The sequence below is a fragment of the Pelomonas baiyunensis genome (assembly GCF_043555935.1).
GTDB lineage: Bacteria > Pseudomonadota > Gammaproteobacteria > Burkholderiales > Burkholderiaceae_C > Pelomonas > Pelomonas baiyunensis.
In genome coordinates, this window is the sequence record NZ_JBIGIB010000001.1 from 1,038,058 (window position 1) to 1,064,705 (window position 26,648).

The 26,648-nt window shown below is 67.0% G+C and carries 23 protein-coding genes; 21 read left to right on the forward strand and 2 right to left on the reverse strand.

What is annotated here, in order from left to right; translation table 11 throughout:
* The first annotated feature begins 150 nt into the window (after positions 1 to 150).
* The 5 genes from ACG01O_RS04655 to ACG01O_RS04675 all read left to right on the forward strand — a co-directional run bounded on the left by ACG01O_RS04655 (position 151) and on the right by ACG01O_RS04675 (position 7,688).
* Positions 151 to 3,006 carry a 2-oxoglutarate dehydrogenase E1 component gene (locus ACG01O_RS04655; protein WP_394381815.1) on the forward strand — a complete coding sequence of 952 codons (2,856 nt, stop codon included), beginning with the start codon at positions 151 to 153 and terminating at the stop codon, positions 3,004 to 3,006.
* 93 nt (positions 3,007 to 3,099) lie between these two features.
* The gene (odhB, locus tag ACG01O_RS04660; RefSeq protein WP_394381817.1) at positions 3,100 to 4,347 is read left to right on the forward strand and encodes a 2-oxoglutarate dehydrogenase complex dihydrolipoyllysine-residue succinyltransferase; all 1,248 of its coding nucleotides are present in this window, start codon (positions 3,100 to 3,102) and stop codon (positions 4,345 to 4,347) included.
* Between the two features lie 159 nt (positions 4,348 to 4,506).
* The gene (lpdA, locus tag ACG01O_RS04665; protein WP_394381819.1) at positions 4,507 to 5,928 is read left to right on the forward strand and encodes a dihydrolipoyl dehydrogenase; all 1,422 of its coding nucleotides are present in this window, start codon (positions 4,507 to 4,509) and stop codon (positions 5,926 to 5,928) included.
* 69 nt (positions 5,929 to 5,997) lie between these two features.
* On the forward strand, positions 5,998 to 7,098 hold the full coding sequence (gene zapE / locus ACG01O_RS04670; protein ID WP_394381821.1) for a cell division protein ZapE: 1,101 nt from the start codon (positions 5,998 to 6,000) through the stop codon (positions 7,096 to 7,098).
* Positions 7,095 to 7,688, forward strand: a complete 594-nt coding sequence (locus ACG01O_RS04675; protein WP_394381823.1) for a hypothetical protein — start codon at positions 7,095 to 7,097, stop codon at positions 7,686 to 7,688. The genes zapE and ACG01O_RS04675 overlap by 4 nt, the downstream gene beginning before the upstream one ends.
* A 54-nt stretch (positions 7,689 to 7,742) precedes the next feature.
* Here ACG01O_RS04675 and ACG01O_RS04680 read toward each other — a convergent pair whose 3' ends face one another.
* Positions 7,743 to 8,513, reverse strand: a complete 771-nt coding sequence (locus ACG01O_RS04680) for a PP2C family protein-serine/threonine phosphatase (RefSeq protein ID WP_394381825.1) — start codon at positions 8,511 to 8,513, stop codon at positions 7,743 to 7,745.
* Positions 8,514 to 8,575: 62 nt separating this feature from the next.
* On the opposite strand from ACG01O_RS04680, the gene ACG01O_RS04685 reads away from it, so the two are divergent.
* Both ACG01O_RS04685 and ACG01O_RS04690 read left to right on the forward strand, forming a co-directional pair.
* Positions 8,576 to 8,779, forward strand: a complete 204-nt coding sequence (locus ACG01O_RS04685) for a YdcH family protein (RefSeq protein WP_394381826.1) — start codon at positions 8,576 to 8,578, stop codon at positions 8,777 to 8,779.
* On the forward strand, positions 8,766 to 10,817 hold the full coding sequence (locus tag ACG01O_RS04690; protein ID WP_394381828.1) for a DNA repair helicase YoaA: 2,052 nt from the start codon (positions 8,766 to 8,768) through the stop codon (positions 10,815 to 10,817). The genes ACG01O_RS04685 and ACG01O_RS04690 overlap by 14 nt, the downstream gene beginning before the upstream one ends.
* 54 nt (positions 10,818 to 10,871) lie before the next feature.
* Here the strand turns inward: ACG01O_RS04690 and ACG01O_RS04695 are convergent, their stop codons facing one another.
* Positions 10,872 to 11,687, reverse strand: coding sequence for an outer membrane protein assembly factor BamD (locus tag ACG01O_RS04695; RefSeq protein ID WP_394381830.1), 816 nt, complete (start codon positions 11,685 to 11,687; stop codon positions 10,872 to 10,874).
* A 43-nt stretch (positions 11,688 to 11,730) separates the two neighbouring features.
* Here ACG01O_RS04695 and ACG01O_RS04700 point away from each other — a divergent pair, with 43 nt between their 5' ends.
* The 14 genes from ACG01O_RS04700 (at position 11,731) to hflX (ending at position 26,641) form a co-directional block, all read left to right on the forward strand.
* Positions 11,731 to 12,723, forward strand: a complete 993-nt coding sequence (locus ACG01O_RS04700) for an RluA family pseudouridine synthase (protein WP_394382517.1) — start codon at positions 11,731 to 11,733, stop codon at positions 12,721 to 12,723.
* Between the two features lie 236 nt (positions 12,724 to 12,959).
* Positions 12,960 to 13,877 (forward strand): SMC-Scp complex subunit ScpB, encoded by a 918-nt coding sequence (gene scpB / locus ACG01O_RS04705; protein WP_394381832.1) that lies wholly within the window; start codon positions 12,960 to 12,962, stop codon positions 13,875 to 13,877.
* Positions 13,874 to 15,814, forward strand: coding sequence for a pseudouridine synthase (locus tag ACG01O_RS04710; protein WP_394381834.1), 1,941 nt, complete (start codon positions 13,874 to 13,876; stop codon positions 15,812 to 15,814). Before scpB ends, ACG01O_RS04710 begins: the two co-directional genes overlap by 4 nt.
* Before the next feature lie 107 nt (positions 15,815 to 15,921).
* Positions 15,922 to 16,350 carry a nucleoside-diphosphate kinase gene (ndk, locus tag ACG01O_RS04715; protein ID WP_057297017.1) on the forward strand — a complete coding sequence of 143 codons (429 nt, stop codon included), beginning with the start codon at positions 15,922 to 15,924 and terminating at the stop codon, positions 16,348 to 16,350.
* Between the two features lie 36 nt (positions 16,351 to 16,386).
* A complete protein-coding gene (gene rlmN / locus ACG01O_RS04720) occupies positions 16,387 to 17,496 on the forward strand; it encodes a dual-specificity RNA methyltransferase RlmN (RefSeq protein ID WP_394381837.1) in 1,110 nt (369 codons plus the stop codon).
* Positions 17,497 to 17,516: 20 nt separating this feature from the next.
* Complete coding sequence (gene pilW / locus ACG01O_RS04725; protein WP_394381839.1) at positions 17,517 to 18,311, forward strand: type IV pilus biogenesis/stability protein PilW; 795 nt, start codon at positions 17,517 to 17,519, stop codon at positions 18,309 to 18,311.
* A gap of 63 nt (positions 18,312 to 18,374) precedes the next feature.
* Complete coding sequence (locus tag ACG01O_RS04730; RefSeq protein WP_394381841.1) at positions 18,375 to 19,304, forward strand: RodZ domain-containing protein; 930 nt, start codon at positions 18,375 to 18,377, stop codon at positions 19,302 to 19,304.
* On the forward strand, positions 19,304 to 20,566 hold the full coding sequence (ispG, locus tag ACG01O_RS04735; RefSeq protein ID WP_394381843.1) for a flavodoxin-dependent (E)-4-hydroxy-3-methylbut-2-enyl-diphosphate synthase: 1,263 nt from the start codon (positions 19,304 to 19,306) through the stop codon (positions 20,564 to 20,566). Before ACG01O_RS04730 ends, ispG begins: the two co-directional genes overlap by 1 nt.
* An 11-nt stretch (positions 20,567 to 20,577) precedes the next feature.
* Positions 20,578 to 21,897: a histidine--tRNA ligase gene (hisS, locus tag ACG01O_RS04740; RefSeq protein ID WP_394381845.1), complete on the forward strand. Its 1,320-nt coding sequence runs from the start codon at positions 20,578 to 20,580 to the stop codon at positions 21,895 to 21,897.
* Between the two features lie 40 nt (positions 21,898 to 21,937).
* Entirely contained in the window at positions 21,938 to 22,609 is a 672-nt protein-coding gene (locus tag ACG01O_RS04745) for a YfgM family protein (protein WP_394381847.1), read from the forward strand.
* On the forward strand, positions 22,606 to 23,742 hold the full coding sequence (gene bamB / locus ACG01O_RS04750) for an outer membrane protein assembly factor BamB (RefSeq protein WP_394381849.1): 1,137 nt from the start codon (positions 22,606 to 22,608) through the stop codon (positions 23,740 to 23,742). Before ACG01O_RS04745 ends, bamB begins: the two co-directional genes overlap by 4 nt.
* Positions 23,743 to 23,751: 9 nt before the next feature.
* Positions 23,752 to 25,083 carry a ribosome biogenesis GTPase Der gene (der, locus tag ACG01O_RS04755; RefSeq protein WP_394381851.1) on the forward strand — a complete coding sequence of 444 codons (1,332 nt, stop codon included), beginning with the start codon at positions 23,752 to 23,754 and terminating at the stop codon, positions 25,081 to 25,083.
* Between the two features lie 78 nt (positions 25,084 to 25,161).
* The gene (gene hfq, locus ACG01O_RS04760) at positions 25,162 to 25,404 is read left to right on the forward strand and encodes an RNA chaperone Hfq (protein ID WP_394381853.1); all 243 of its coding nucleotides are present in this window, start codon (positions 25,162 to 25,164) and stop codon (positions 25,402 to 25,404) included.
* Between the two features lie 34 nt (positions 25,405 to 25,438).
* Complete coding sequence (gene hflX / locus ACG01O_RS04765) at positions 25,439 to 26,641, forward strand: GTPase HflX (protein WP_394381855.1); 1,203 nt, start codon at positions 25,439 to 25,441, stop codon at positions 26,639 to 26,641.
* The last annotated feature ends 7 nt before the right edge of the window (positions 26,642 to 26,648 follow it).

Here is a 26,648-nt window from a genome sequence, read left to right on the forward strand (position 1 = left end):
GTTCAGACCCTTGAGACTTATGGTCCTTCCCGTCCCTTTTGCCTGGTAACAGCGAAGGTGGGTCGCAATCCGCCAACCGGTCGAGCCGTGTCGCGGAAGGTTCTTCAACCAGCCAACTCCCTGGAAACCGGGGTATGAGGTGAGCGAAAGATGATGCAGCAATACAGGTCGAACTCCTACCTGTTCGGTGGCAATGCCCCGTATGTGGAGGAGATGTACGAGGCTTACCTCGACAACCCGGGCTCCGTGCCTGACAACTGGCGCGCCTACTTCGACGCGCTGCAGCACGTGCCGGCCGTGGATGGCACCGAATCGCGCGATGTGGCTCACGCCCCCGTGATCGAGTCCTTTGCCCAACGCGCCAAGGCCAACGCTTTCGCCAACAAGGCTTCCAGCGCCGATCTGGCCGTGGCCCGCAAGCAGGTGCACGTGCAGTCGCTGATCGCGGCCTACCGCTTCCTCGGCAATCGCTGGGCGGAACTGGACCCCCTCAAGCGCGCCGAGCGCCCCAAGATTCCTGAACTCGACCCCGCGTTCTACGACCTGACCGAGTCCGACATGGACATCTCGTTCAGCGCCGTGAACAGCTACTTCGGTGGCGAGACCATGACGCTGCGCCAGATCGTGCAAGCCCTGCGCGAAACCTACTGCGGCAGCATCGGCTCCGAATTCATGCACGGCTCCGACCCCGGCGAAAAGCGCTGGTGGCAAGAGCGCCTGGAGAAGGCCCGCGGCAAGCCCAGCTTCACCGCGGAAGAGAAGAAGCACATCCTCGACCGCCTGACCGCGGCCGAAGGCCTGGAGCGCTACCTCCACACCAAGTACGTCGGCCAGAAGCGCTTCTCGCTGGAAGGCGGCGAGAGCTTCATCGCCGCGATGGACGAGCTGATCCAGCGCGCCGGCGAGCGTGGGGTGCAGGAAATCGTGATCGGCATGGCCCACCGCGGCCGCCTGAACGTGCTGGTCAACACGCTGGGCAAGATGCCCAAGGACCTGTTCGCCGAGTTCGAGCACAAGGCCGCAGAAGACCTGCCGGCCGGTGACGTGAAGTACCACCAGGGCTTCAGCTCCGACGTGTCCACGCCTGGCGGCCCGGTCCATCTGTCGCTGGCGTTCAACCCGTCGCACCTTGAAATCGTGAACCCGGTGGTGGAAGGCAGCGTGCGCGCCCGCCAAGACCGCCGTGGCGACAAGGCCGGCGCCCAAGTGCTGCCGGTGCTGGTGCACGGTGACGCCGCGTTCGGCGGCCAAGGCGTGGTGCAGGAAACCCTGGCCATGGCCCAGACCCGTGGCTACCGCACGGGCGGCACGGTGCACATCGTCATCAACAACCAGATCGGCTTCACCACCAGCGACCCGCGCGACCTGCGCTCGACCTGGTACTGCTCCGACGTCGTCAAGATGGTCGAAGCCCCGGTGCTGCACGTGAACGGTGACGACCCCGAAGCCGTCGTGTGGGCCATGCAGCTGTGCATGGACTACCGCGCCGAGTTCAAGAAGGACGTGGTGCTGGACATCGTGTGCTTCCGCAAGCTGGGCCACAACGAGCAGGACACCCCGGCGCTGACGCAGCCGCTGATGTACAAGAAGATCGGCCAGCACCCCGGCACCCGCAAGGTCTACGCCGACAAGCTGGTCGCTCAAGGCGTGCTGACGGCCGAAGGTCCGGACGAGATGGTCAAGACCTACCGTGCCGCCATGGACGAAGGCCGCCACACCGTTGACCCGGTGCTGACCAACTTCAAGAGCAAGTTCGCCACCGACTGGTCGCCCTTCCTGGGCAAGAAGTGGACGGACAGCTGCGACACCGCCATTCCGGCCACGGAGTGGAAGCGCCTGTCGGAGAAGCTGACGACGATCCCGAAGGACTTCTCGCCCCACAACCTGGTGCAAAAGCTCTACGCCGATCGCGCAGCCATGGGCCGCGGCGAGATCAATGTGGACTGGGGCATGGGCGAATCCATGGCCTTCGCGTCGCTGGTGGCGTCGGGCTACCCGGTGCGTCTGTCCGGTGAGGACAGCGGCCGCGGCACGTTCACGCACCGCCATGCGGTCATGCACGACCAGAACCGCGCCAGCTGGGACGAAGGCACCTACATTCCGCTGCAAAACGTGGCAGATGGCCAGGCGCCGTTCGTGGTCATTGACTCCATCCTGTCGGAAGAGGCTGTGCTGGGCTTCGAGTACGGCTATGCCGCGGCAGAGCCGAATACGCTCACGATTTGGGAAGCCCAGTTCGGCGACTTCGTCAACGGTGCGCAGGTCGTGATCGACCAGTTCATCGCCTCCGGCGAAGTGAAGTGGGGTCGCGCCAACGGCCTCGTCATGATGCTGCCGCACGGCTACGAAGGCCAAGGCCCCGAGCACAGCTCGGCGCGCCTGGAGCGCTTCATGCAGCTGGCTGCGGACAACAACATGCAGATCGTGCAGCCCACCACGGCCTCGCAGATCTTCCACGTGCTGCGTCGCCAGATGCTGCGCATGTTCCGCAAGCCGCTGGTCATCATGACCCCCAAGAGCCTGCTGCGTGCGAAGGACGCCACCTCGCCGCTGGCCGAGTTCACCAAGGGTGAGTTCAAGACCATCATCGGCGAGCGTGACGACACCATCGCGGCCGACAAGGTCAAGCGCGTCATCGTGTGCTCGGGCAAGGTGTACTACGACCTGGTCCGCACCCGTGCCGAGAAGAAGCACAGCGACGTGGCCATCATCCGCGCCGAACAGCTGTACCCGTTCCCGCACAAGGCCTTCGCCGCCGAGCTCAAGAAGTACCCGAACGCCACCGAAATCGTGTGGTGCCAGGACGAGCCGCAAAACCAGGGTGCCTGGTTCTTCGTGCAGCACTACGTGCACGAGAACATGACCGAAGGTCAGAAGCTCGGCTACGCCGGCCGCCCGGCCAGCGCCAGCCCGGCGTGCGGTTACGCGCACCTGCACCAAGAGCAGCAAAAGGCCCTGTTGGATCAGGCCTTCGCCAAGCTCAAGGGCTTCATCCTCACCAAGTAACGCCGACGCGCGGCGCCGCCTGTTCAGGCCGGCGCCGCGCCTGCTCGCGCTCGCACCACATCACACCGAATACAGAACACGGAGCCTCAAACCATGGCCATCGTTGACGTTCAAGTTCCCCAGTTTTCCGAATCTGTTTCTGAAGGCACGCTGCTGACCTGGAAGAAAAAGCCCGGCGAAGCCGTCTCGGTTGACGAGACCCTCGTTGAAATCGAGACCGACAAGGTCGTGCTGGAAGTGCCCGCGCCGGCCTCCGGCGTGCTGGCCGACATCCTGGTGGGTGACGGCAGCACCGTGACCAGCCAGCAACTGCTCGCGAAGATCGACACCGAAGGCAAGGCCGGCGCGGCTGCCGCCCCGGCTGCAGCTGCTGCAGCCCCGGTCGCTGCGGCTGCTCCGGCGGCTGCCGCCAACAAGGGCGATGTGGCCATGCCCGCCGCCGCCAAGATCCTGGCCGAGAAGGGCCTGGCTGCCACCGACGTGGCCGGCTCCGGCAAGGACGGCCGCGTGACCAAGGGCGACGCCCTGGCCGCATCCGCCAAGCCCGCCGCCGTGGCCGCCCCGATCGCCGTGGCCGCCAACCCGGCCGTGGCCAAGCCGCTGCCCGCTGTGGCCGCGCCGCAGCAGCAAAGCCTGGGCGAGCGTCCGGAGCAGCGCGTGCCCATGACCCGCCTGCGCGCCCGCATCGCCGAGCGCCTGGTGCAGTCGCAGTCCACCAACGCCATCCTGACCACCTTCAACGAAGTCAACATGGCCCCGGTCATGGAGATGCGCAAGAAGTTCCAGGAGAAGTTCGAGAAGGAACACGGCGTGAAGCTCGGCTTCATGAGCTTCTTCGTGAAGGCTGCGGTCGCCGCTCTGAAGAAGTACCCGATCCTGAACGCCTCGGTCGACGGCAACGACATCGTCTACCACGGCTACTTCGACATCGGTATCGCGGTCGGTTCGCCGCGCGGCCTCGTCGTGCCGGTGCTGCGCAATGTCGACCAGATGAGCTTCGCCGACATCGAGAAGAAGATCGCCGAGTTCGGTGCCAAGGCCAAGGAAGGCAAGCTGTCCATCGAAGAGCTGACCGGCGGCACGTTCTCGATCTCGAACGGCGGCACCTTCGGCTCGATGCTGTCCACGCCCATCATCAACCCGCCCCAGTCGGCCATCCTGGGCGTCCACGCCACCAAGGACCGCGCCGTGGTCGAGAACGGCCAGGTTGTGGTTCGCCCGATCAACTACCTCGCCATGTCGTATGACCACCGCATCATCGACGGCCGCGAAGCCGTGCTGGGCCTGGTGACCATGAAGGAAGCGCTGGAAGACCCCGCCCGCCTGCTGTTCGACATCTGATCAAGGGCTACTGCGCGGCTCCATGGCAGCGTTGCGGGTCCTGTCCTCAGCATCCTCACGTAGCGCTGTTACGTTCCGGTGCCTCGGCACCCGCGCCTTACCCTGAAGCCGCTCGCTACGCCCCGCACCGTCGGGGTTTCGCGTAGACAAGGAATACACATGAGCACCAAGCAATTCGACGTCGTCGTCATCGGCGGCGGCCCCGGCGGTTACATCGCGGCCATTCGTGCAGCGCAACTGGGCATGAACGTCGCCTGCGTCGACGAGTGGAAAAACGAGAAGGGCGGCCCGGCCCCGGGTGGCACCTGCACCAACGTGGGCTGCATCCCGTCCAAGGCGCTGCTGCAGTCGTCGGAGCATTTCGACCACGCCGGCCACCACTTCGCCGAGCACGGCATCAGCCTGGACAACCTGAAGATCGACGTTGCCAAGATGGTGGGCCGCAAGGACGCCGTCGTGAAGCAGAACAACGACGGCATCCTCTACCTGTTCAAGAAGAACAAGGTCACCTTCTTCCACGGCCGCGGCAGCTTCGTTGCCGCCAAGGACGGCGGTTATGAACTCAAGGCTGGCGAAGAGACCGTCTTCGCCAAGCAGGTCATCTTGGCCACGGGTTCCAACGCCCGCCAGCTGCCCGGCGCGGAGTTCGATGAAGAACTGATCCTGTCCAACGACGGCGCGCTGCGCATCCCGGCCGTGCCGGGCAAGCTGGGCGTCATCGGCTCGGGCGTCATCGGCCTGGAAATGGGTTCGGTGTGGCGCCGTTTGGGCTCCGAGGTCACCATCCTGGAAGCCATGCCAGCCTTTCTGGCGGCTGCCGACGAAGGCGTGGCCAAGGAAGCCGCCAAGGTCTTCAAGAAGCAGGGCCTGGACATCCAGCTGAGCGTCAAGATCAGCAAGGTCACCAAGGGCAAGAACGACGTCACCATCGCCTACACCGACGCCAAGGGCGCCGAGCAGACGCTGGTGGTCGATAAGCTCATCGTGTCCATCGGCCGTGTGCCCAACACCATCGGCCTGAACCCCGAAGCCGTGGGCCTGAAGCTGGACGAGCGCGGCGCCATCGTGGTGGACGACGAGTGCAAGACCAACCTGCCCGGCGTCTGGGCCGTGGGTGACGTGGTGCGCGGCCCCATGCTCGCGCACAAGGCCGAGGAAGAGGGCGTGGCGGTGGCCGAGCGCATGGCGGGCCAGCACGGCCACGTCAACTTCGGCACCATCCCGTGGGTCATCTACACCTCGCCCGAGATCGCCTGGGTCGGCAAGACCGAGCAACAGCTCAAGGCGGAAGGCGTGGCCTACAAGGCTGGCCAATTCCCCTTCCTGGCCAACGGCCGTGCCCGCGCGCTGGGTGACACGACCGGCTTTGTCAAGTTCCTGGCCGACGCCACGACCGACGAGATCCTGGGTGTGCACATCATCGGCCCGTTCGCGTCCGAGCTGATCTCGGAAGCCGTGGTGGCCATGGAGTTCAAGGCCTCGGCCGAAGACATCGCCCGCATCTGCCACGCGCACCCGTCGCTGTCCGAGGCGACCAAGGAGGCGGCCCTGGCCGTCGACAAGCGCACGCTGAACTTCTGATCGGCAACGCGCAAGCAAGCAAGGGGCGGCCTCAACAGTCGCCCTTTTTCGTTCCCAGAGTCCCCGTCCATGCCTTCCGTTAGCGAGCTTTACCAGCAGACCCTTGCCGAGCGTGGCTTCAAGGCCGACGAGGCCCAGCTGCGCGCCATTGCCGCGCTGCAGCGATGCCAGGATGAGTGGGAAGCCTACAAATCCCGCCGCAGCAACGCCGTGACCAAGCTGCTGGTGCGCCCGCCGATTCCGCGCGGGGTCTACATGTACGGTGGCGTCGGCCGGGGCAAGAGCTTCCTGATGGACTGCTTTTTCCAGGCTGTGCCGCTCACGCGCAAGACGCGGCTGCACTTCCACGAGTTCATGCGCGAGGTGCACCGCGAACTGCAGGAGCTCAAGGGCATTGCCGACCCGCTGGAGGAACTGGGCAAGCGCATCGCACGGCGCTTCCGGCTGATTTGCTTCGACGAGTTCCACGTGGCCGACGTGACCGACGCGATGATCCTGCACAGGCTGCTGGATGCGCTGTTCCGCAACCGGGTGTCCATCGTCACCACGTCCAACTTCCACCCGGACGAGCTCTATCCCAACGGCCTGCACCGTGACCGCATCCTGCCGGCCATCGAGCTGCTGAAAGACAACCTGGAAGTCATCAACGTGGACGCCGGCACCGACTACCGCCGCCGCACCCTGGAGGACATGAACCTCTACATGACCCCGCTGAACCAGGCCAATGAGCAGGCGCTGACCCAGGCGTTCGAGTCACTGGCCGAGGCGCAAGATGAAGACCGCAAGCTGATGATCGAGCATCGTGCGCTGTGGGCTCGGCGACGCGCCGGCGGCGTGGTGTGGTTCGATTTCCAAACCCTGTGCGGCGGCCCGCGCTCACAGAACGATTACCTGGAGCTGGCGAGCCAGTTCCACACGCTGATCCTGTCGGACGTGCCGGAGATGCCCGTGCGTTTGGCCAGCGAGGCCCGCCGCTTCACCTGGTTGGTGGATGTGCTGTACGACCGGCGGGTCAAGCTCATCATCTCGGCGGCGGTGCCGGCGGAGCAGCTCTACACCGAGGGGCCGCTGGCGCATGAATTCCCGCGCACCGTCTCGCGCTTGCAGGAGATGCGTTCGGCCGAATACCTGGCACTCGCCCGCCGCGAGGTGGACACGTCACTGACATGAACTTGCGCATTGCCTGTCTGTGGAGCCTGGCCTTTGGGGCTGTGGCCCCAGCCATTGCCCAGCCCGCCACCCGCGCCGAAGTTGCAGCCCAGCGGGCCGCGATCGAGCAGCGGTTGGACCGCGAGAAGCAGGACTGTCAGCAGCGCTTCAACGTGGCCGCCTGCCTGGAGGATGTGCGCCTGCGTCGCCACGAGGCGCTGGCGCCGCTGGTGCGCCGCGAGCATGAACTGGCCGCGGACGAGCGCCGGGCGCGCGCAGCGGCCCAGGCCGAGCGGGTGCGTGAGCGTGAGCAGCAGGCCAGCGCCGCGGCCCCGGCGCCGCGCGAGCGGCCGCCGGTTGCGGCCCCCGCGCCGGCGGCTTCGGCGATCGCTCGGCAGCGCGACGCGCAACGACGTGTGGCCCAGCGGCAGGCGGCCGACGTGCAGGCGGCGGCCGACGCCGAGCGTCGCCGGGCGCAGGCGCAAGAACGGGTGCGCCTGCAGGAGGAGCGCCTCCAGGCGCACGAGGCCAAATTGCGAGCCCGCAGCAAGCCCGCTGCCGCACCGCTGCCCGTGCCCTCGGCCGCCAGTGCGGCGGCGGCCGGGCGCTGAGGCGAACCGAGAGCGCTGACGGCGCTTCGGTCTGGGGCGAACCCCGGGCGTCGGTCAGTCGAGGTTTTCGACCTTGATGATCGCCAGCGACAGGTTGTCGCCACCGCCCCGGGCGCGCTGCCGGGCCTTGCTCAGCAGCAACTCCGCGGCTTCGCGCGGGGGCAGGCTGTACAGCACGCTGCCGAGTTCCTGCGGGGTGAAGTAGTGCCACAGGCCGTCGCTGCAGCACATCAGCGAGTCGCCCACCTCCAGGCCTTCAAAACGTTCGGAGGTGGCCGTGGGGTCTTGCACCGTGCCCAGGCAGGCGGTGAGCAGGTTGCTCTGCGGGTGTGAGCTGGCTTCGGCCTCGGTCAGCTGGCCTTCGTCCACCAGGCGCTGCACGTAGGAATGGTCCATGGTGCGCTGGACGAGCCGAGCCCCTCGGAACCAGTAGATGCGCGAGTCGCCGGAGTGAATCCAGTGAGCGCAGCGGTCGTTCGTGACGACAAAAGCCGCCACGGTGCTGTGCGGTTCCTCCTCGGCGGAGATGGCCGTCAGCTTGATCATGAGGTGGGCCTCGGACACGATCTGGCTGAGCAGCTCGGTGGGCAGTTCGTCTTCCGGGGAGTAGCGCTCGAAGAGTTGGCGGGCCGTCAGGATCACCTGGTCCGCCGCCTTGCGGCCGCCGCTCTTGCCGCCCATGCCGTCGGCCACCACGGCCATCACGCAACCCTTGATGCGCGGATGCGCAATCACGGCGACCTGGTCTTGCTGATACGCCCGGTCACCCCGGTGGGTGCCGGTGGCGGCGCTGAGTCTGAATCCGACGGAGGAGGGCGAGGACATGGCGAAAACTATACTGGCCCGCCCACCGCCGCCCGCCCGTGGCGCGCACTGGTAAACCCCGGATGGATGAAGAACTTCACTCGCTGACGCGGCGGCTGATCGAGCTGCGCATGGAGCACGCCGACTTGGACGCCCTGATCGACCGCATGGCCGAGCAGGCGCCGTTGGACGAGCTGGCCCTGCAGCGCCTGAAGAAGCGTCGCCTCACCCTGCGCGACATGATTGCGCGGCTGGAGGCCAGCGTGGAGCCGGATGACCTCGCCTGAGTTGGACGACTGGCTGGACGCGCTGGACGAGGCCACGCCGGCGGCCGGGCCCGACCCGGACGAGCTGGTGCAGGCCGTGGAGGCCGCGTTCGACGCCTCGGGCCCGCTGGCCCGGCTGGATGCGGGCTACAAGCCCCGCGAGCCGCAATTGCAGATGACCCGCGCCGTCGCCCGGGCGCTGAGCCGCCGGCAGGCGCTGGTGGTGGAGGCGGGCACCGGTGTGGGCAAGACCTTCGCATACCTCGTGCCGGCCCTGCTTGCGGGAAGCCGGGCCTTGATCAGCACGGCCACCAAGAGCCTGCAAGACCAGCTGTTCCTGCGCGACCTGCCGCGGCTGGTGCAGGCCTTGAACATGCCGGCCCGGCTGGCACTGCTCAAAGGCCGCAGCAGTTACCTGTGCCTGCACCGCATGAAGGAGGCGCGCGTGTCCGGCGAGTTCCCGGACCGGCGCACGGCGCTGTCGCTCGCGCGCATCGAGCGCTGGGCCTTGGGCACGCACACCGGGGACTTCGCCGAAATCGACGGCCTGGACGAGCGCTCGCCCATCATCCCCATCGTCAGTTCCAGCCGCGAGAACTGCCTGGGGCAGGAGTGCCCGGACTGGAAGGCCTGCTACGTCGTCAAGGCGCGCCGCGAAGCCATGGAGGCGGACGTGGTGGTGGTGAACCACCACCTCTTTTTCGCTGACATGTCGCTGCGGGACACCGGCGTTGCGGAACTGTTGCCCAGCGTCGACGTCGCCATCTTTGACGAGGCGCACCAACTGGCCGAGGCGGGCGTGCAGTTCCTGGGCACGGTGCTGGGCACGGCCGCGCTGATCGATTTCGCCCGCGACCTGCTGGCCCAAGGGCTGGCGCACGCGCGCGGCGTGCACGACTGGCAGGCCTTGCACGCGAGCGTGGAGAAGGCCGCACGCGAGCTGCGACTGGCTGCGGCAGGCGCGCTGGCCACGGCTGGGCGCGAGCTGCGCGGCACCCTGAAGCTCGCGTGGAAGGAGCGCGCGGCCTCGCCTGCGTTCGGCGCGGCGCTGGACGGCGTGCAGGCCACCACGGCGGCAGCGTTGGAAGCCCTGACGGCGGTGCGCGAGTCGGCCCCCGATTTCGCGCGTCTGTGCGAGCGAGCGCAGGCGCTGCGCGATCTGGCCCAGCGCTTTGCGACGGAGGCCGACCCGGGCGATGTGCGCTGGATTGACCTGAGTCCGCACGCGGCGCGGCTGGTGGAGTCGCCGCTGGACATCCGCCAGGCGATGCAGCAGCAACTGGAGGGGCCACCCAAGGCGTGGGTCTTCACCTCGGCCACGCTGGGCGACGACGAGCGGCTCACCTGGTTCACCGAGCCCGCCGGGCTGGAGGACGCCGAGGTGCTGCGGGTTGGCAGCCCGTTCGACTACCCCGCCCATGCCCGGCTGTACGTGCCGCGGGGCTTTCCCAAGCCGAGCGAGCCGCACCACGCCGCCAGCGTGGGGTTGTTGGCGTCGCGGCTGGCGCGCACCCTGGGTGGGCGCACCTTCGTGCTGACCACCACGCTGAGAAACCTCCAGACCGTGGCCGATGCGCTGCGTGAACGGTTCGAGGAGTCGGGCGACGCGATCGCCGTGCTGCAGCAGGGGGCCTTGCCCAAACGCATGCTGCTGCAGAAGTTTTTGGAGAACCCCTTGGCGGTGCTGGTCGGGTCGGCAAGCTTCTGGGAGGGCATCGACGTGCCCGGTGACGCCCTGCAGTGCGTGGTCATCGACAAGCTGCCGTTCCCGCCGCCCAACGACCCGCTTGTGGAGGCGCGCGTGCAGCGCCTGGAGGCGGCGGGCCGCAATGCCTTTGCTGAATACTTTGTGGCCGAAGCCGCCATCGCGCTGAAGCAGGGCGGTGGCCGGTTGATCCGGACGGAAACCGACCGCGGCTTGCTGGTGGTGTGCGACCCGCGCATGGCCGGCATGAATTACGGCCGGCGCCTGCGCGCCGCACTGCCGCCCATGACGCCCGTGGCCAACGAGGCCGAAGCCCTGGCCTGGTTGCAGCAACTCAATGAACAACGGGCCTGAACGGCCCGTTGGAATCTCTTGCGTGTTGCGGGTGTGCTTACCCGCCGCGACCCGTCACCAGAACTGCCACCAGGGCTTGCGCTTGCCCGCGTTGCCCGAGGCGTAGAGGCTGTTCGGGAAGTTCTTGTCGAGCACGCGGCGGGCGTCGTCGCGCAGCTGCGTCAGGCCCAGCTTGTCGTAGCTCTCGCCCATGATGAACAGCGCTTCTTCGATGCCCGGAGCGTACTGGAACTCGGCCACCGCCGACTGGGCGCGGTTCGCCGCGGCCACGTAGGCCTTGCGGTTGAAGTAGTAACGCGCCACGTGGATTTCGTACGCGGCCAGCGTGTTGGTGATGAAGTTGATCCGGGTCGTGGCCTCGGCCGAATACTTCGAGTCCGGGAATTGCTCCACCAGCTGGCGGAACGCCAGCAGCGCTTCACGCGAGGCCTGCTGGTCACGCTCGGAGACGTCCTGGTTGGCCAGGCGGCCGAACAGACCCAGGTCTTCGTTGAAGTTCACGATGCCCTTCATGTACAGGGCGTAGTCCATGGCGGGACTGGACGGGTTGAGCTTGATGAAGCGGTCCAGCGTGGCGATGGCTTGGGCGCGTTCGCCGCTGCGGTAGTTGGCCCAGGCCAGATCCAGCGTGGCTTGCTGGCCCATGGTGGTGCCCGCTGCGCGGCCTTCGATCTTCTCGAGCGACTTGATCGCGCGGTCGTAGCTGCCCGAGCTCAGGTCGTCCTTGACGTCTGCATACAATTTGTCGAGCGCCGCTTGCGAGTTGGGGTCTTCCTTGGGTGAGGAGCCACAGCCGCTCAAGCCCAGCGCAAACGCCACCAACACAGCGCCAGCGACGACGCGGCCGGCCTTGAAATTCTCAACACACATGTCTGAAATCGACGGCGAAGGCGCCGGCCGGTCACGGGGAACAATGGACGCGGAGTATAGGGTGGGGGGTGACCCCGAAGCTGACGTCGACGACGGCAGCGAAGTCGAGCGCCGCTCGGCGGGGGTGGAGGCGGACGGCCACGGGGAGCGCCTGGACCGTTGGCTGACCCGACTGGCTCCCGAGTTCTCGCGCAACCACTTGCAGTCGCTCATCGAGCGCGGTTGTGTGCGCCTGGATGGCCAGCCCGTTGGTAAAGCCGCGCACAAGTTGCGCGCCGGCCAGCAGGTGGAAGTGGAACTGCAACCCACCGACGAAAGCCGAGCATTCCGAGCGGAGTCCATGGCGTTGGATATCGTCCACGAAGACGAGCACCTGTTGGTGGTCAACAAGCCTGCGGGTCTGGTGGTGCACCCAGCGCCCGGCAACTGGTCGGGCACGCTGATGAATGGCTTGTTGGCGCACCACCCGGCGGCGGCGGGGCTGCCACGCGCCGGCATCGTGCATCGGCTGGACAAGGACACCAGCGGCCTGATGGTCGTGGGCAAGACGCTGGAGGCCGTGACCGCGTTGACCCGACAGATCGCCGCGCGCGAGGTGCACCGTGAATACCTTGCGCTCGCCTGGGGTCGTGTGGAGACGGAGTTCACAGTGGACCAAGCCATGCGGCGCGATCCGCTGTCGCGCGTCAAGATGGCGATTGCGCCGGCCAACCTGGGCAAGCCCGCCCGTACGGATGTCTATCCGCTCGGTGTGGGCGAGGTGAAAGGCCGCCCGGTGAGCGCGGTGCATTGCGTGTTGCACACCGGGCGCACGCACCAGATTCGCGTGCACTTGATGCACAGCGGTCACCCCCTGGTGGCTGACGCTTTGTACGGCGGAGTCCCGGCCCTCGGGCTGGAACGGCAAGCGCTGCACGCGGCGCGCCTGGGCTTTGAACACCCGGTCTTGTCCACGGCGTTGCGGTTCACGTCGCCGCTGCCGGCGGACCTGGCCGCGGCGTGGTCGCAGGTGGGCGCCGAAGTGCTGCCGGACTGACCGGCTACAATGTGCCCCGGTTGTTGTGGCAGCCGACGCGCCCAGGTGGCGCGAACCGCGCGGAGAGCAGTTGACCCGCCCGCCGGCCCACCGCCCCGAACACGCCCCGCGGATTGACTGATGAGTCCCCCGGTGGCGGTCGGAAGAACCCCGTGAAAGAGGCCTGAAGGTTGCAGTGAGCGACCCAGGCGAAGCGGAATGCCAGTGATGGCTTGATTGAGGGCGCCTTTGCGTTCATGAACACCCAGGATGCCAAGCGCGTCCTTGAGACCGCGCTGATCTGTGCCTCGCAGCCGCTGACGCTTCGCGAGATGCGCAGCCTGTTCGCTGACGAACTGGGTGCCGACACCTTGCGCACCTTGTTGGACGATCTGTCCCGTGATTGGGACGGTCGCGGCGTGGAGTTGGTGGCCTTGGCCTCGGGGTGGCGCTTTCAGAGCCGCCCGGAGCTTCGGGAGTACCTCGACCGGCTTCACCCCGAGAAGCCGCCGCGCTATTCCCGCGCCGTGATGGAAACGCTGGCCATCATTGCCTACCGTCAGCCGGTGACCCGCGGCGACATTGAAGACATCCGCGGCGTGGTGGTGGCCAGTCAGATCATCAAGCAGCTGGAAGATCGCGGCTGGATCGAAGCCATCGGCCACCGCGAGACCCCGGGGCGCCCGGCGCTGTACGCCACCACCAAGGCGTTCCTGGACGACCTCGGGCTGGCCAGCCTCGAGCAGCTGCCGGCCCTGGAGGCGAGCGCGCCGACGCCGGCCTTCGAGGCACTCCAGGGTCAGTTGCTCGAGGACGAGCCCGACGCACCGGCGCCTGGCGAGCCGGCCGCTGTGCAGGCTGACCTGCTCGCGACAGACGCGCCAGCCTCGCCGTTTGGCCCCGAGCCAAGCGCCGAGTCGGTGGTTGCGCCTGAGCCTGCTCACGCCGCTGACGCGGATGTGCAGGCTGTCGTCGATGAACTTCCCGTGGATGGCGGCCCCGCTGAGGCCGCTGACCCTGAGAGCGCGATGCCATCGGACGCGACTCCTGCATGGCCGGCGCCCTCGCAAAGTTTGTTTGGTGCCGATGGCACTCCGGCCTTGCCGCCCACTGAATTGACCGAATCCCCCCTTTCCCCCGACCTGCCTCCCGCAACTCCTCCTGAATCCGCATGAACGACGCCGCTGATCAAGACATTCCCCAACCCGCTGTGACCGACGCTGAAGCGCCCGCAGCGCCCAAGCGCCGCCGTGCGGCGCCTAAGGCTGCCGAGTCGGCCGGTGAGGCCGCAGCCGTCGACGTGGCGGCGGTTCCGGCCAAGCGAACCCGTCGCAAGCCGGAGCCCGTTGCAGCCGCCGGTGATGAGGCCGCTGCGGCAGCGCCGGCCGAGGGCGACGCCCCGGCTCCCGCCCGCAAGCGCGCCCCGCGCAAGGCGGCCGCCGAGCCTGCGGAGGCGGTGGTGAGCGATGCAGCGGTGTCCGCGCCCGTTGCGGTCTCGGAGCAGCCGCGTGCTGAGCCCGCGGTGGTTGCGCGGTCGGAGTCGGCGGGTGAGGGCGCCGAGACGAGCGAAGGCGGCATGGAGGACGCAGGCGAGGATGGCGAACGCGGCGGCAGGGGCCGCAACCGCCGCCGCAACCGCAAGGATCGCGCAGAGCGTCAAGCCGGGGCTGGCGGCGAGGTGGCAGGCGTCGTGGTTGCGCCGGAGCTTGTCGAGGCGGCCGGTGCCCGTTTCGCCGATGTGCTGTCTGGCAACCTGGACGCCGAGTCGGAAGGGCCGGTTGGTGAAATGCCGCAGCTGCGCCCCGAGCCGGACGAGGCGGCCGCCGACGCCGAGGGTGTGGATGGCGACGGCAAGCGCGTGCTGGCCCCGGATGCCGATGCGCCGAAGCTGCAAAAGGTGCTGGCCCAGGCTGGCATTGGTTCGCGCCGTGACATCGAGGACTGGATTGCCGAGGGCAAGATTGAAGTGAACGGTGAGGTGGCCCACGTGGGTCAGCGCATCTCGTTTGGCGACCAGGTGCGCGTCAACGGCAAGCCCGTGCGCGTGCGCATCTCGCCGCCCACGCCGCGCATCCTGGCGTACCACAAGCCCACGGGCGAGGTGTCCACCTTCAATGACCCGGAAGGCCGCCCCACCGTGTTCCGCAGTCTGCCGCGCGTGCCGGGCCAGAAATGGCAGTCGGTCGGCCGGCTGGATATCAACACCGAGGGCTTGCTGCTGTTCACCAATTCCGGCGAATTGGCCAACCAGCTGATGCACCCGCGTTTCGGGGTGGAGCGGGAGTACGCGGCGCGCGTGCTGGGCTCGCTCACCGACGAGCAGCGCGCCCGTCTGCTCGAAGGCGTGAACGTCGATGGCCAGGTGGCCTCGTTCAAGAGCGTTGAAGACGGCGGCGGCGAGGGTGCCAACCGGTGGTACCGAGTGGTCATCACCGAAGGTCGCAACCGCGAAGTGCGCAAGCTGTTCGAAGCCGTGGGCATGGTGGTCAGCCGCCTGATCCGCATCCGCTATGGCACCGTGGTGCTGCCGCGTGGCTTGAAGCGCGGCGTGTGGGTGGAACTGGGCGACGACGATGTGCGCGTGATTCGCCGCCTTGCGGGGCACGTGCCTGGGGTCACGAGCGGTGCATCGGCGCCGGGCGCTGCCCGTGGCGGCCAGGCCGACAAGAACGACCGCAACAAGCGCCGCTCGGACGGGCGCCACAGCGGCGTAGGCCCCCGCCCCAGCCGCCCGCCGGAGGCGCCGCAAGCGCGGCCGCCGCGCGAAGAGCGCGTGCACCGCCGCGACGACGAGGACGAAGACGACGACTTCATCCCGCACCACATCAACCCGCTGGAGCAAACCTTCGACCGCCGCCATGCGACGGGCGGACGCCGCGGACTTCCGCAAGGCTTCGGTGCGGGCGGCAGTGCGCAACAAGACAACCGTCGCCCAGGCAAGGGCGGCAACAAGGGCGGTCCGCGTGAGCCGGACCCGATGCAGACCTCGGTGGGCTACATCGGCGCCGATGCTTACCTGCGCCGCGGTGGCGGTGGCGGCGGTGGCCGCGGTGGCAAGGGCGGCGGTGGCGGTGGTCGCTCTGGCGGTGGCTTCGGCGGCCGTCAGCGTTGATCGATCGTGCGCGGGGTGGCGTGCCGCCCCGCGCGCTGACGCAATAGGGTCATCCCTAGCGGCTACAATCGCAGGCTTTGTCTAACACGCCCCATCTGGAGAATCTCATGGCGATCGAAACCACCCTGTCCATCATCAAGCCCGATGCCGTGGCGAAGAACGTCATCGGCCAGATCTACGCCCGCTTCGAAGCTGCTGGCCTGAAGGTCGTGGCTGCCAAGATGGTGCACCTGTCGCGCGTCGAGGCTGAGCAGTTCTACGCTGTGCACAAGGCCCGCCCGTTCTTCAACGACCTGGTCAACTTCATGATCAGCGGCCCGGTGATGATCCAGGCCCTGCAAGGCGAAGGCGCCATCCTGAAGAACCGCGACCTGATGGGCGCCACCGACCCGAAGAAGGCTGAGAAGGGCACCATCCGCGCCGACTTCGCCGACAGCATCGACGCCAACGCCGTGCACGGCTCTGACGCTGCTGAGACCGCTGCTGTGGAAGTGGCGTTCTTCTTCCCCGGCATGAACGTTTACGCCGGCCGGTAATTTCCAAGGGGGCATGCCCCCGTTTCAGAGGCTCGCATGGAAGCGGTCAACCTTCTCGGATTCGATCTGTCAGGCTTGGCCGCCTACTGCGAGCAACTGGGCGAAAAGAAATTTCGTGCGACCCAGCTGTTCCGCTGGATCCACCAAAAAGGCGCGTCGGACTTTGAAGCCATGTCCGACCTCGCCAAGTCCCTTCGCGACAAGCTCAAGGGGCGTGCTCACATCACCGCGCTGCCGGTGATTTCAGAGCATGTGTCGGCGGACGGCACCATCAAGTGGCTGTTCGACGTCGGCGCAGGCAATGCCGTCGAGGCGGTTTTCATCCCCGAGGACGACCGGGGCACCTTGTGCATTTCCAGCCAGGCGGGCTGCGCCGTGGGATGCCGTTTCTGCTCGACAGGCCATCAGGGCTTCAGTCGCAATCTGACCACCGCCGAGATCACGGCGCAGTTGTGGTTCGCCGAGCACAACCTGCGACAGCGCCAAGGCATCAGCGAACGCGTCATCTCCAACGTGGTGATGATGGGCATGGGCGAGCCGCTGCAGAACTACGACCAGCTCGTGCCGGCCCTCAAGACCATGCTGGACGACCATGGCTACGGCCTCAGCCGTCGGCGAGTCACCGTGTCCACGTCGGGCGTCGTGCCCATGATCGACCGCCTTCGTGAGGACTGCCCCGTGGCCCTGGCCGTCAGTCTGCACGCACCGACCGATTCGCTGCGCGACCAGCTCGTGCCGCTGAACAAGAAGTACCCGATCGCCGAGCTGCTGGACGCGTGCAACCGCTACCTGGAAAAAGCGCCGCGCGACTTCATCACCTTCGAGTACTGCATGCTGCAAGAGGTGAACGATTCGCCCGAGCAGGCGCGCGAGCTGGTGAAGCTGCTCAAACAGCGCGTCAGCTGCAAGATCAATCTCATCCCGTTCAACCCGTTCCCGGCATCGGGTTTGGTGCGTAGCACGAATGCCCGCGTGCAGGCTTTCGCCGAGGTGCTGATTCAAGCCGGCATCGTCACCACCGTGCGCAAGACGCGCGGTGATGACATCGACGCCGCCTGCGGCCAGCTGGCCGGGGAGGTGCAAGACCGCACCCGCGCGCATATCCGCATGGTCAGGGCCCCCGTGTCGGTGGCTAAATCCGGGTGATGTCATCTCCCGAGAATTCGATGAAGCGACTGTTGACCGTGCTCGCCGCCGCCATGGCCGCCTGGATGTTGGCGGGCTGTGCGGGCACAACGGCCCCCGCAGCCAATCGTGAAATCAAGACCGACTCTGACCAGACCGATGCTGATCGCCGGGCGGGCATCCGGCTCGAGCTGGCGCAGGGCTACTTCTCGCGCGGCCAGTACACCACCGCGCTGGACGAATTGAAGCAGGCCTTGATGGTCAAGCCGGACATGCGTGAGGCCGTCAACCTGCGCGGTCTGATTTACGCGGCGATGGGCGACAACGGCTTGGCCGAGGAGGCCTTCCGCCGAGCGCTTGCGGTGTATCCGAACGATCCGGACACCCTGCACAACTACGGCTGGTTCATGTGCCAGCAGCAACGCTGGGCCACGGCCGACTCCTTGTTCGACCAGGCGCTCAGCCAGTCGACCTACCGGGCGCCTGCGCGGACCTTCCTCGCCAAGGGCGTGTGCGAGGCGCGTGCGGGCCGCTTGTTGGTGGCCGAGAAGACCTTGTCGCGTGCCTTCGAGCTGGACCCGGGCAGCCCGGCCATTGCCGTGAACCTGTCTGAAGTGCTGTTCCGCAATGGCGAACTGGAGCGTGCGCGCTTCTACGTGAAGCGCGTCAATGCGCTGCCGGAGCAGGCCAATGCGCAGAGCCTGTGGCTTCAGTTGCGCATCGAGCGGCGACTGGACAACCGCAATGCGGTGGACGATTTGTCGCTGCAACTGCGCCGCAAGCATCCGCAGTCGCCTGAAACCCAGTCCCTGGACGCCGGGCGTTTCGACGAGTAAGCCCGCGTGGCTGGTGATCATCACAACGACAAGAACATGGAACCGAACTCCGAGGGACGAAAGGTGGATCCGACCACCGCCGGTGCGTGGCTGCGGCAGGCGCGCCAGCAACGGGGCTTGCACATCGCGGCCCTGGCGGTGACGCTGAAGGTGCCGCAAGCGAAGTTGGAGGCGTTGGAAGCCGACCGGTTCGACCTGCTGCCGGACGCGACCTTCGCGCGCGCACTGGCCACGGCGATGTGCCGCGCTCTGAAAGTGGATTCCGCCCCCGTGCTGGCCTTGCTGCCGCGCACGCACGAGCGCGAGTTCGATGTGCGCCCGGGTTTGAACCAGCCCTTCCGTGAGCGTGCGGGCGGCCCCATCGAATCCGGTTGGCTGGCCCAAATCGTCCGGCCGGTCGTGTGGGGGCCGGCGTTGCTCTTGGCGGCTGCGGCGTTCGTGTATTGGCTTCCGGCGGGCTGGTTGCCGGAGCGCGGTGAGCCCGCGACGGCGCCGGCTTCCGGGCCGGCGGATGCGTCCGCGAGTGCGCCGGGGGTGGATTTCATCGCCGCGCCGGCAGCGTCCGCCGTCCTGGCGATGACTCAACCGCCGGTAGCCGCTGCGTCGGCGGCGTCGTCTGCGGCCACGCCGCGCGGTGAGGTCGCATCGGCCCCAGCGGCCGCGTTGCCGGGTTCGAATGTCGTTGCTTCGGCCCCCCTGCAAGTGCGGCCTGTTGCTGCACCAGACGGTGTGGCCTCGGTGCCCGCGGGTGCCGCCGCGTCCGCGGTGCGCATCACCGTGCACAGCGACAGCTGGATCGAGCTTGTGGACGCCCAAGGCCGTGTGCTGTTGTCGCGCCTGGTGCGCGCGGGCGAGCAGCCCAGCTTCGACGGCACCGGTCCGTTTCGCTTGAAGGTCGGTAACGTGCGCGGCACCCAGGTGGAGTGGCGCGGGCAGGCGGTCGACTTGACGTCGCGTGCGTCGAACAACGTCGCGCGCCTGGAGTTGAATTGATGAGCGACATGATCATTCCCGAGGCCCAGCCGGCCGCGCGGCGCAGCCGCCAGGCTCGGGTGGTGTGGGGTTCGCGCGTGGTGACCGTGGGCGGCGACGCGCCCGTGCGCGTGCAGTCCATGACCAACACCGACACGGTGGACGCCATCGGCACCGCCATCCAGGTCAAGGAGCTGGCCATCGCCGGCTCGGAGATGGTGCGCATCACGGTCAACACGCCGGAAGCGGCCGAGCAGGTGCCCTACATCCGCGAGCAGCTGGACCGCATGGGCATCGACGTGCCGCTGGTGGGCGACTTTCACTACAACGGCCACCGCCTGCTGACGGACTATCCGGCCATGGCGCAGGCGCTGTCCAAGTACCGCATCAACCCCGGCAACGTGGGCAAGGGCGAGAAGAAGGACAAGCAGTTCGCGCAGATGATCGAAGCCGCCATGAAGTACGACAAGGTCGTGCGCATCGGCGTGAACTGGGGCAGCCTGGACCAGGAACTGCTTGCGCAGTTCATGGACGAGAACGCCCGCCGCGCGACGCCGTGGGGCGCCAAGCCGGTCATGTACCAGGCGTTGGTCGAATCGGCGCTGACCTCGGCCGCGTATGCCCGCGAGTTGGGCATGAACCCCGACAACATCATCATCAGCTGCAAGGTCAGCGGTGTGCAGGATTTGATCTCGGTTTACCGCGAACTGGCCCGCCGCTGCGATTACGCGCTGCACCTGGGCCTGACCGAAGCCGGCATGGGCACCAAGGGCACGGTGGCCTCGTCGGTGGCGCTGGGCATCCTGGCGCAGGAAGGCATCGGCGACACCATCCGCGTCAGCCTCACGCCGCAACCGGGCGAGTCGCGCACCCAGGAAGTCGTCGTGGCGCTGGAGATTCTTCAAGCGCTGGGCTTGCGGCACTTCAACCCCAGCGTCACGGCCTGCCCCGGTTGCGGTCGCACCACCAGCACCACGTTCCAGGAGCTGGCCAAGCAGATCGACGATTTCCTGCGTCTGCAGATGCCGGTGTGGCGCAACAAGTACCCGGGCGTCGAGGAAATGAAGGTGGCCGTCATGGGCTGCATCGTCAACGGCCCGGGCGAGAGCAAGCATGCCGACATCGGCATCAGCCTGCCGGGCACCGGCGAGGCGCCGGCCGCCCCGGTTTTCATCGACGGCGAAAAGGCTGTGACCCTGCGCGGCGACAACATCGCCCAGGAGTTCCACGCCCTGGTCGAGAACTACATCGAGAAGCGCTTCGGCGCCACGGCTTCGGCCTGAACACGGATTCCATGAGCGAGACCAAGAAAGTGCAGCCCTTGCAGGCTGTGAAGGGCATGAACGACATCCTGCCGCCGGAATCGGCGCGCTGGGAATGGCTGGAGGCCAAGATGCGCAGCGTGCTGGCGCGCTATGGCTACAGCAATGTGCGCGTGCCCATCGTCGAGCCGACCGCGCTGTTCGTGCGCGGCATCGGCGAGGTGACGGACATCGTCGAGAAGGAGATGTACGCCTTCGAAGACCGTGCCGACAAGCACGGCCAGGCCGAGCACCTGGCGCTGCGCCCGGAAGGCACGGCTGGCGTCGTGCGCGCGATGATTGAGCACAGCTACCTGCGCGACAGCGCGCGGCGTCTGTACTACATCGGCCCGATGTTCCGCCGCGAGAAGCCGCAAAAGGGTCGCTATCGCCAGTTTCACCAGATGGGCATCGAGGCGCTGGGTTTTTCGGGCCCGGATGTGGACGCCGAGGTCATTCTGCTGGCGCGCACGCTGTGGCGTGAGCTGGGCCTGAAGGAAGGCGAAGACGTCTCGCTGGAAATCAACTGCCTGGGCCAGCCGGACGAGCGCGCCGCCCACCGTGCCGCGCTGATTGCCTATCTGGAGCAGCACAAGGACGTGCTGGACGAAGAGGCGCAACGCCGCATGTACAGCAACCCGCTGCGGGTGCTGGACACCAAGAACCCGGCGATGCAAGCCATGGCAGAGGGCGCGCCCAAGCTGTTGGACTTCCTGGGCGAAGCGTCGCTCGCCCACTTCAACGGCGTGCGTGCGCTGCTGGACGCGGTCGGCCTTGCCTACCGCATCAACCCGCGTTTGGTGCGCGGGCTGGACTACTACAACCTCACCGTCTTCGAGTGGGTGACCGACAAGCTCGGCGCTCAGGGCACGGTGTGCGCTGGCGGCCGGTACGACGGCCTGATCGAACAACTGGGCGGCAAAGCCGCGCCCGCGGTCGGGTTTGGCATGGGGCTGGAGCGACTGCTGCTGCTGCTGGAAACGCTGGGTCTGCAAGCGCCAGCCGCGTCGCCCGATGTGTACGCCGTGGTGCCAGAGCCGACGGATTTGCCCCGCATCCTGCCGACGCTTGAAGCCTTGCGGGCGGCGGGCGTGGCGGTGCAGATGCATGCCGGTGGCGGCTCGTTCAAGTCGCAATTCAAGAAGGCCGATCAGTCTGGCGCCCGTTTCGCGCTGGTGTTTGGCGGTGACGAACTCGCCCGGGGTGAAGTGGCGGTGAAGCCGCTGCGCGCCCGTGAAGGCGAGAGCACCGAGCAGGTGTGCCGCGCCCTGGGCGATGTGACCTCCTGGGTCGCCGACCTCCTCCCCGCATAATCCCGGGCCTCCCGAGCCCCTTTCTCGACAAGTTCCTCCCATGGCAGCCCATCTCGACCTCGAAGAACAAGAACAACTCGAACAACTCAAAGCGTTCTGGAAGCGCTGGGGCAATCTGATCACTTGGGTGATCACCGCTGCGCTGGCGGCTTTCGCCGCTTGGCAGGGCTGGAATTGGTACCAGCGCGACCAGGCCGCCCAGGCGGCCGCGATGTATGACGAGTTCGACCGCGCCCTGACGTCGCAAGACCTCGACAAGGCTGCCGGTGCCGCCGGTGACCTGCGCAGCCGCTTCCCGGGCACGGCCTATGCCACGCAGGCGGGCCTGCAAGTGGCCAAGCTGCAACTGGACAAGGACAAGGCGGACGACGCGCGCCAAAGCCTGACGTGGGTGGCGGAGCACGGCGTGGACGCCGGGCCCTACCGCGATGTGGCCCGCCTGCGTCTGGCTGGCTTGCAACTGGATGCCAAGGCGTTTGACGAGGCCGGCAAGACGCTGGACGCCATCAAGTCGACCGAGTTCGCCGGGCTGGTGGCCGATCGTCGTGGCGACCTCTTGCTGCTGCAGAACAAGCGCGATGCCGCCAAGGCGGAGTATCAAAAGGCGCTGTCTGCCCTCGACAAGACGCAAGACTACCGCCGCATCGTCGAGGCCAAGCTGGCCACGTTGGGTGTGCCGACCGTGGTGGAAGCCGCAGGGGCGCCGCAATGAAGCGCGTCGTTCTGATTGGCTTGCTCGCAGCGTCGCTGTCGGGCTGTTCCACGATCTCGTCCACCTGGAACCAATGGTTCGGCGATGACAAGAACAAGCCCGCTGCGCTGGAGACCCTGACTGGCGCGTCGACGGTGCGCGTGGTCTGGTCCACGCGGGGCGACAGCATCGGCTTTCCGCTGAGTGTGGCCACGCCGGGCGACCGGTTCGTGGTGGCCAGCACCGACGGCGTGGTGCGCGCCTTGGCGGCCGCCGATGGACGCGTGCTGTGGCAAGGGAGCGTGGGCGCCAAGCTGTCGGCTGGCGTGGGCAGTGACGGCCGGTTCGCCGCGGTGGTGAACCGCGACAACGAGCTGGTCGTGCTGGACGCCGGCCGCGTCGCCTGGAAGAAGGCCTTGCCGACGCCGGTGGTGGCAGCCCCTCTGGTGGCCGGTGAGCGCGTGTTTGCCCTCACGCTGGATCGCCAGGTGCTCGCCTTCGACGCACTCGACGGCCGCAAGATCTGGGAAATGAAGCGGCCCGGCGATCCGCTCACGCTGGCCAAGGCAGGCGTGCTGCTGGCGCACAAGGACACGCTCATCGTCGGGCAGGGCGCCCGCTTGGCGGGTGTTGATCCGCTGAAGGGTCAACTGCGTTGGGAGGCCAGCGTGGCCACCCCGCGCGGCACGAACGAAGTGGAGCGCCTGGCCGACCTGGTGGGGCCGGCCGTGCGCCAGGGCGACCTGGTCTGCGCCCGCGCGTTCCAATCGTCCGTGGGTTGTGTGAACGTCGAACGCGGCAGCGCGGTCTGGAACCGTGTGGTGGGCGGTGTGAATGGCATCGGCGCGGATGACAGCGTCGTGGTGGCAGGTGATGCGTCGGACCGCCTGTCCGCCTGGAAGCTGGCCAACGGCGACCTGGCCTGGTCGGCCGACCAATTCCAGCGCCGCAAGCTGGCCGAGCCGGTCGTGCTGAACAAGCAAGTGCTGGTCGGCGACTTCGAGGGCTACGTCCACGCCATCGATCGTGACACGGGCAAGACCCGCGCCCGCGTGGCCACCGATGGCTCCGCCGTCATCGCCGTGACCCTGCTGCGTGACACCGCGTTGGTGGCCACCAAGAGCGGTGGCCTGTTTGCGGTCAAGGCGGAATAAGGCCTGAGCATGAAGCCCGTCATCGCCCTTGTCGGCCGCCCCAATGTGGGCAAGTCGACGCTGTTCAATCGGCTGACCAAAACGCGCGATGCCATCGTGGCTGACTTCGCGGGCCTGACCCGCGATCGCCACTACGGCGATGGCCGTCTCGGCGATCGCGAGTTCATCGTGATCGACACCGGGGGCTTTGAGCCGGACAGCAGCACCGGCATCGTCAAGGAGATGGCCAAGCAGACGAAGCAGGCCGTTGCTGAGGCGGATGCCGTCATCTTTGTCGTGGACGTTCGCCTGGGCTTGTCGGCCCACGACAGCGACATCGCCCGCTACCTGCGCAGCGTCAACAAACGTGTCCACTTGGCCGTGAACAAGGCCGAGGGCATGGTTGAGTCCCCCCTGCTGGCTGAGTTCCATGAGCTGGGCATGGGGGAGCCGCACCCGATTTCATCGGCGCACGGCCAGGGCATCCGCAGCCTGCTGGACGCCGTGCTGGAGCCCTTCGACGCCACGGAGCGAGACGACAACGCGCCGGACGAAGGCGTCATCCGCCTGGCCGTGGCCGGCCGCCCCAACGTGGGCAAGAGCACGCTGATCAACACCTGGCTGGGCGAGGAGCGCCTGGTCGCGTTCGACATGCCCGGCACCACCCGTGACGCGATCGCGGTGGACTTCGAGCGCAACGGCCAGAAGTTCAAGCTCATCGATACCGCCGGGCTGCGCCGCAAGGGCCGGGTGTTTGAGGCCATTGAGAAGTTCTCGGTGGTCAAGACGCTGCAGGCCATCGCCGATGCGCACGTGGTGCTGTTGCTGCTGGACGCCACGCAAGGCGTGACCGACCAAGACGCCCACATTGCCGGCTACATCCTCGATAGCGGTCGTGCCGTAGTGCTGGCCGTCAACAAGTGGGATGCCGTCGACAGCTACCAGCGTGAAACGCTCAAGCGGCAGATCGAGCAACGCCTCGCCTTCCTGAAGTTCGCACCGCTGCACCAGATTTCCGCGCTCAAGCGGCAGGGCCTGGCGGCGTTGTGGAACGCCATGGCCGATGCGTACGCGTCGGCCTATCGCAAGATGACCACGCCGGTGCTCACGCGCCTGATCCAGGAAGCCGTGGAGCACCAGCAGCCCAAGCGTGCGGGTGTGTCTCGCCCCAAGTTGCGCTATGCCCACCAGGGCGGACAAAACCCGCCCATCGTCGTCATCCACGGCAATGCGCTGGAGGGCGTGACCGAGGTTTACAAGCGCTACCTCGAAGGCCGGATCCGCGCGCACTACAAGCTGGTCGGCACGCCGCTCAAAATTGAGCTGCGTTCGTCCAAGAATCCATTCACCGACAAGAGCTAGGGAGACCTCCGGCAGCGTGGGAACGCTGTGTTAAGGTCTAACCCGTAGTCCCCTCACCTGAAAACTCGGAGCATACCGATGAGCAACAAAGGCCAACTTTTGCAGGACCCCTTTTTGAACCTGCTCCGCAAAGAGCACGTGCCCGTGTCGATCTACCTGGTCAACGGCATCAAGCTCCAGGGCCACATTGAATCGTTCGACCAGTACGTCGTGCTGCTGCGCAACACGGTGACCCAGATGGTCTACAAGCACGCCATCTCCACGGTGGTTCCGGGCCGCGCGGTGAATTTCCACGCGGGCGATTCCGCTCCGGACGCCTGACTGCCACCCCTTGTCCTCGACTTCCTCCGCTGACGTGACGCTGCCTTCCGAGGCAGCGCGCGCCATTTTGGTTGGTGTCGACTTCGGTCGGCAGTCCGCCAAGCAGGGCTTTGATGAAAGCCTGGACGAGCTGGCGTTGCTGGCCGAATCGGCCGGCGACACCCCCGTCGCCCGGGTGATTGCCCGCCGCCAGGCGCCCGACGCGGCGTTGTTCGTCGGCTCGGGCAAAGCTGACGAGATCAAGCTGCTGGTGCAGGCCCATCAGGCCCACACCGTGCTGTTCGATCAAGCAATTTCGCCGGCGCAGCAGCGCAACCTCGAGCGGGTGCTCGGCGTGCCGGTCGCCGACCGAACCGCCTTGATTCTGGAGATCTTTGCGCAACGCGCGCAAAGCCACGAGGGCAAGTTGCAGGTGGAGCTGGCCCGCTTGCAATATCTGGCCACCCGGCTGGTGCGTCGTTGGAGCCACCTTGAGCGGCAGAGCGGCGGCATCGGCATGCGCGGCGGCCCCGGTGAGGCGCAGATTGAGCTGGACCGTCGAATGATCGACGACCGCATCAAGAAGACCAAGGACCGGCTCAAGCAGGTCCAGCGCCAGCGGAACACGCAGCGCCGCTCTCGTGGCCGCAACGGTGTGTTCAAGGTGTCCCTGGTGGGATACACCAACGCCGGCAAGAGCACACTCTTCAACGCGCTCGTGAAGGCCCGTGCGTACGCCGCCAACCAGCTGTTCGCCACCCTCGACACCACGACCCGATCGCTGTACCTGGAGCAAGCCGGTGCCAGCGTGTCGCTGTCCGACACCGTCGGCTTCATTCGCGACTTGCCCCACAAGCTTGTCGAAGCCTTCCGCGCCACGCTGCAGGAAGCGGCTGACGCTGATTTGCTGCTGCACGTCGTTGATGCCTCCAGCCCGGTGCTGGAGGAACAGATGGTGGAAGTCGAGCGCGTGCTCGAGGAAATCGGCGCCGCAGGTGTGCCGCAGATCTTGGTCTACAACAAGCAGGATCTGCTGCCGGACGATCAGCGTCCGCGCGAGATGGTCGATGCCGTGCTGCGTGCGCACGGCAGCACCACGCCGACGCCGCGAGTGTCTGTGAGCGCACTCGACGGCCGCGGGCTGGCTGAGCTGCGTCAATTGATCGCAGACGCCATGCAGACCCAACCCTTGATTCCCGACGAGCGGGACCCACGTTTCGACGTGCAACCGCTCGACGACGAGCCCCTTACCCCCTGACGCTTCC

Excerpts from the sequence above, each read along its gene's own strand:
- ACG01O_RS04655 (WP_394381815.1), top strand. The coding sequence starts at position 151 with ATGATGCAGCAATACAGGTCGAACTCCTACCTGTTCGGTGGCAATGCC.
- odhB (WP_394381817.1), top strand. The coding sequence starts at position 3,100 with ATGGCCATCGTTGACGTTCAAGTTCCCCAGTTTTCCGAATCTGTTTCT.
- lpdA (WP_394381819.1), top strand. The coding sequence starts at position 4,507 with ATGAGCACCAAGCAATTCGACGTCGTCGTCATCGGCGGCGGCCCCGGC.
- zapE (WP_394381821.1), top strand. The coding sequence starts at position 5,998 with ATGCCTTCCGTTAGCGAGCTTTACCAGCAGACCCTTGCCGAGCGTGGC.
- ACG01O_RS04675 (WP_394381823.1), top strand. The coding sequence starts at position 7,095 with ATGAACTTGCGCATTGCCTGTCTGTGGAGCCTGGCCTTTGGGGCTGTG.
- ACG01O_RS04680 (WP_394381825.1), bottom strand. The coding sequence starts at position 8,513 with ATGTCCTCGCCCTCCTCCGTCGGATTCAGACTCAGCGCCGCCACCGGC.
- ACG01O_RS04685 (WP_394381826.1), top strand. The coding sequence starts at position 8,576 with ATGGATGAAGAACTTCACTCGCTGACGCGGCGGCTGATCGAGCTGCGC.
- ACG01O_RS04690 (WP_394381828.1), top strand. The coding sequence starts at position 8,766 with ATGACCTCGCCTGAGTTGGACGACTGGCTGGACGCGCTGGACGAGGCC.
- ACG01O_RS04695 (WP_394381830.1), bottom strand. The coding sequence starts at position 11,687 with ATGTGTGTTGAGAATTTCAAGGCCGGCCGCGTCGTCGCTGGCGCTGTG.
- ACG01O_RS04700 (WP_394382517.1), top strand. The coding sequence starts at position 11,731 with ATGGACGCGGAGTATAGGGTGGGGGGTGACCCCGAAGCTGACGTCGAC.
- scpB (WP_394381832.1), top strand. The coding sequence starts at position 12,960 with ATGAACACCCAGGATGCCAAGCGCGTCCTTGAGACCGCGCTGATCTGT.
- ACG01O_RS04710 (WP_394381834.1), top strand. The coding sequence starts at position 13,874 with ATGAACGACGCCGCTGATCAAGACATTCCCCAACCCGCTGTGACCGAC.
- ndk (WP_057297017.1), top strand. The coding sequence starts at position 15,922 with ATGGCGATCGAAACCACCCTGTCCATCATCAAGCCCGATGCCGTGGCG.
- rlmN (WP_394381837.1), top strand. The coding sequence starts at position 16,387 with ATGGAAGCGGTCAACCTTCTCGGATTCGATCTGTCAGGCTTGGCCGCC.
- pilW (WP_394381839.1), top strand. The coding sequence starts at position 17,517 with ATGAAGCGACTGTTGACCGTGCTCGCCGCCGCCATGGCCGCCTGGATG.
- ispG (WP_394381843.1), top strand. The coding sequence starts at position 19,304 with ATGAGCGACATGATCATTCCCGAGGCCCAGCCGGCCGCGCGGCGCAGC.
- hisS (WP_394381845.1), top strand. The coding sequence starts at position 20,578 with ATGAGCGAGACCAAGAAAGTGCAGCCCTTGCAGGCTGTGAAGGGCATG.
- ACG01O_RS04745 (WP_394381847.1), top strand. The coding sequence starts at position 21,938 with ATGGCAGCCCATCTCGACCTCGAAGAACAAGAACAACTCGAACAACTC.
- bamB (WP_394381849.1), top strand. The coding sequence starts at position 22,606 with ATGAAGCGCGTCGTTCTGATTGGCTTGCTCGCAGCGTCGCTGTCGGGC.
- der (WP_394381851.1), top strand. The coding sequence starts at position 23,752 with ATGAAGCCCGTCATCGCCCTTGTCGGCCGCCCCAATGTGGGCAAGTCG.
- hfq (WP_394381853.1), top strand. The coding sequence starts at position 25,162 with ATGAGCAACAAAGGCCAACTTTTGCAGGACCCCTTTTTGAACCTGCTC.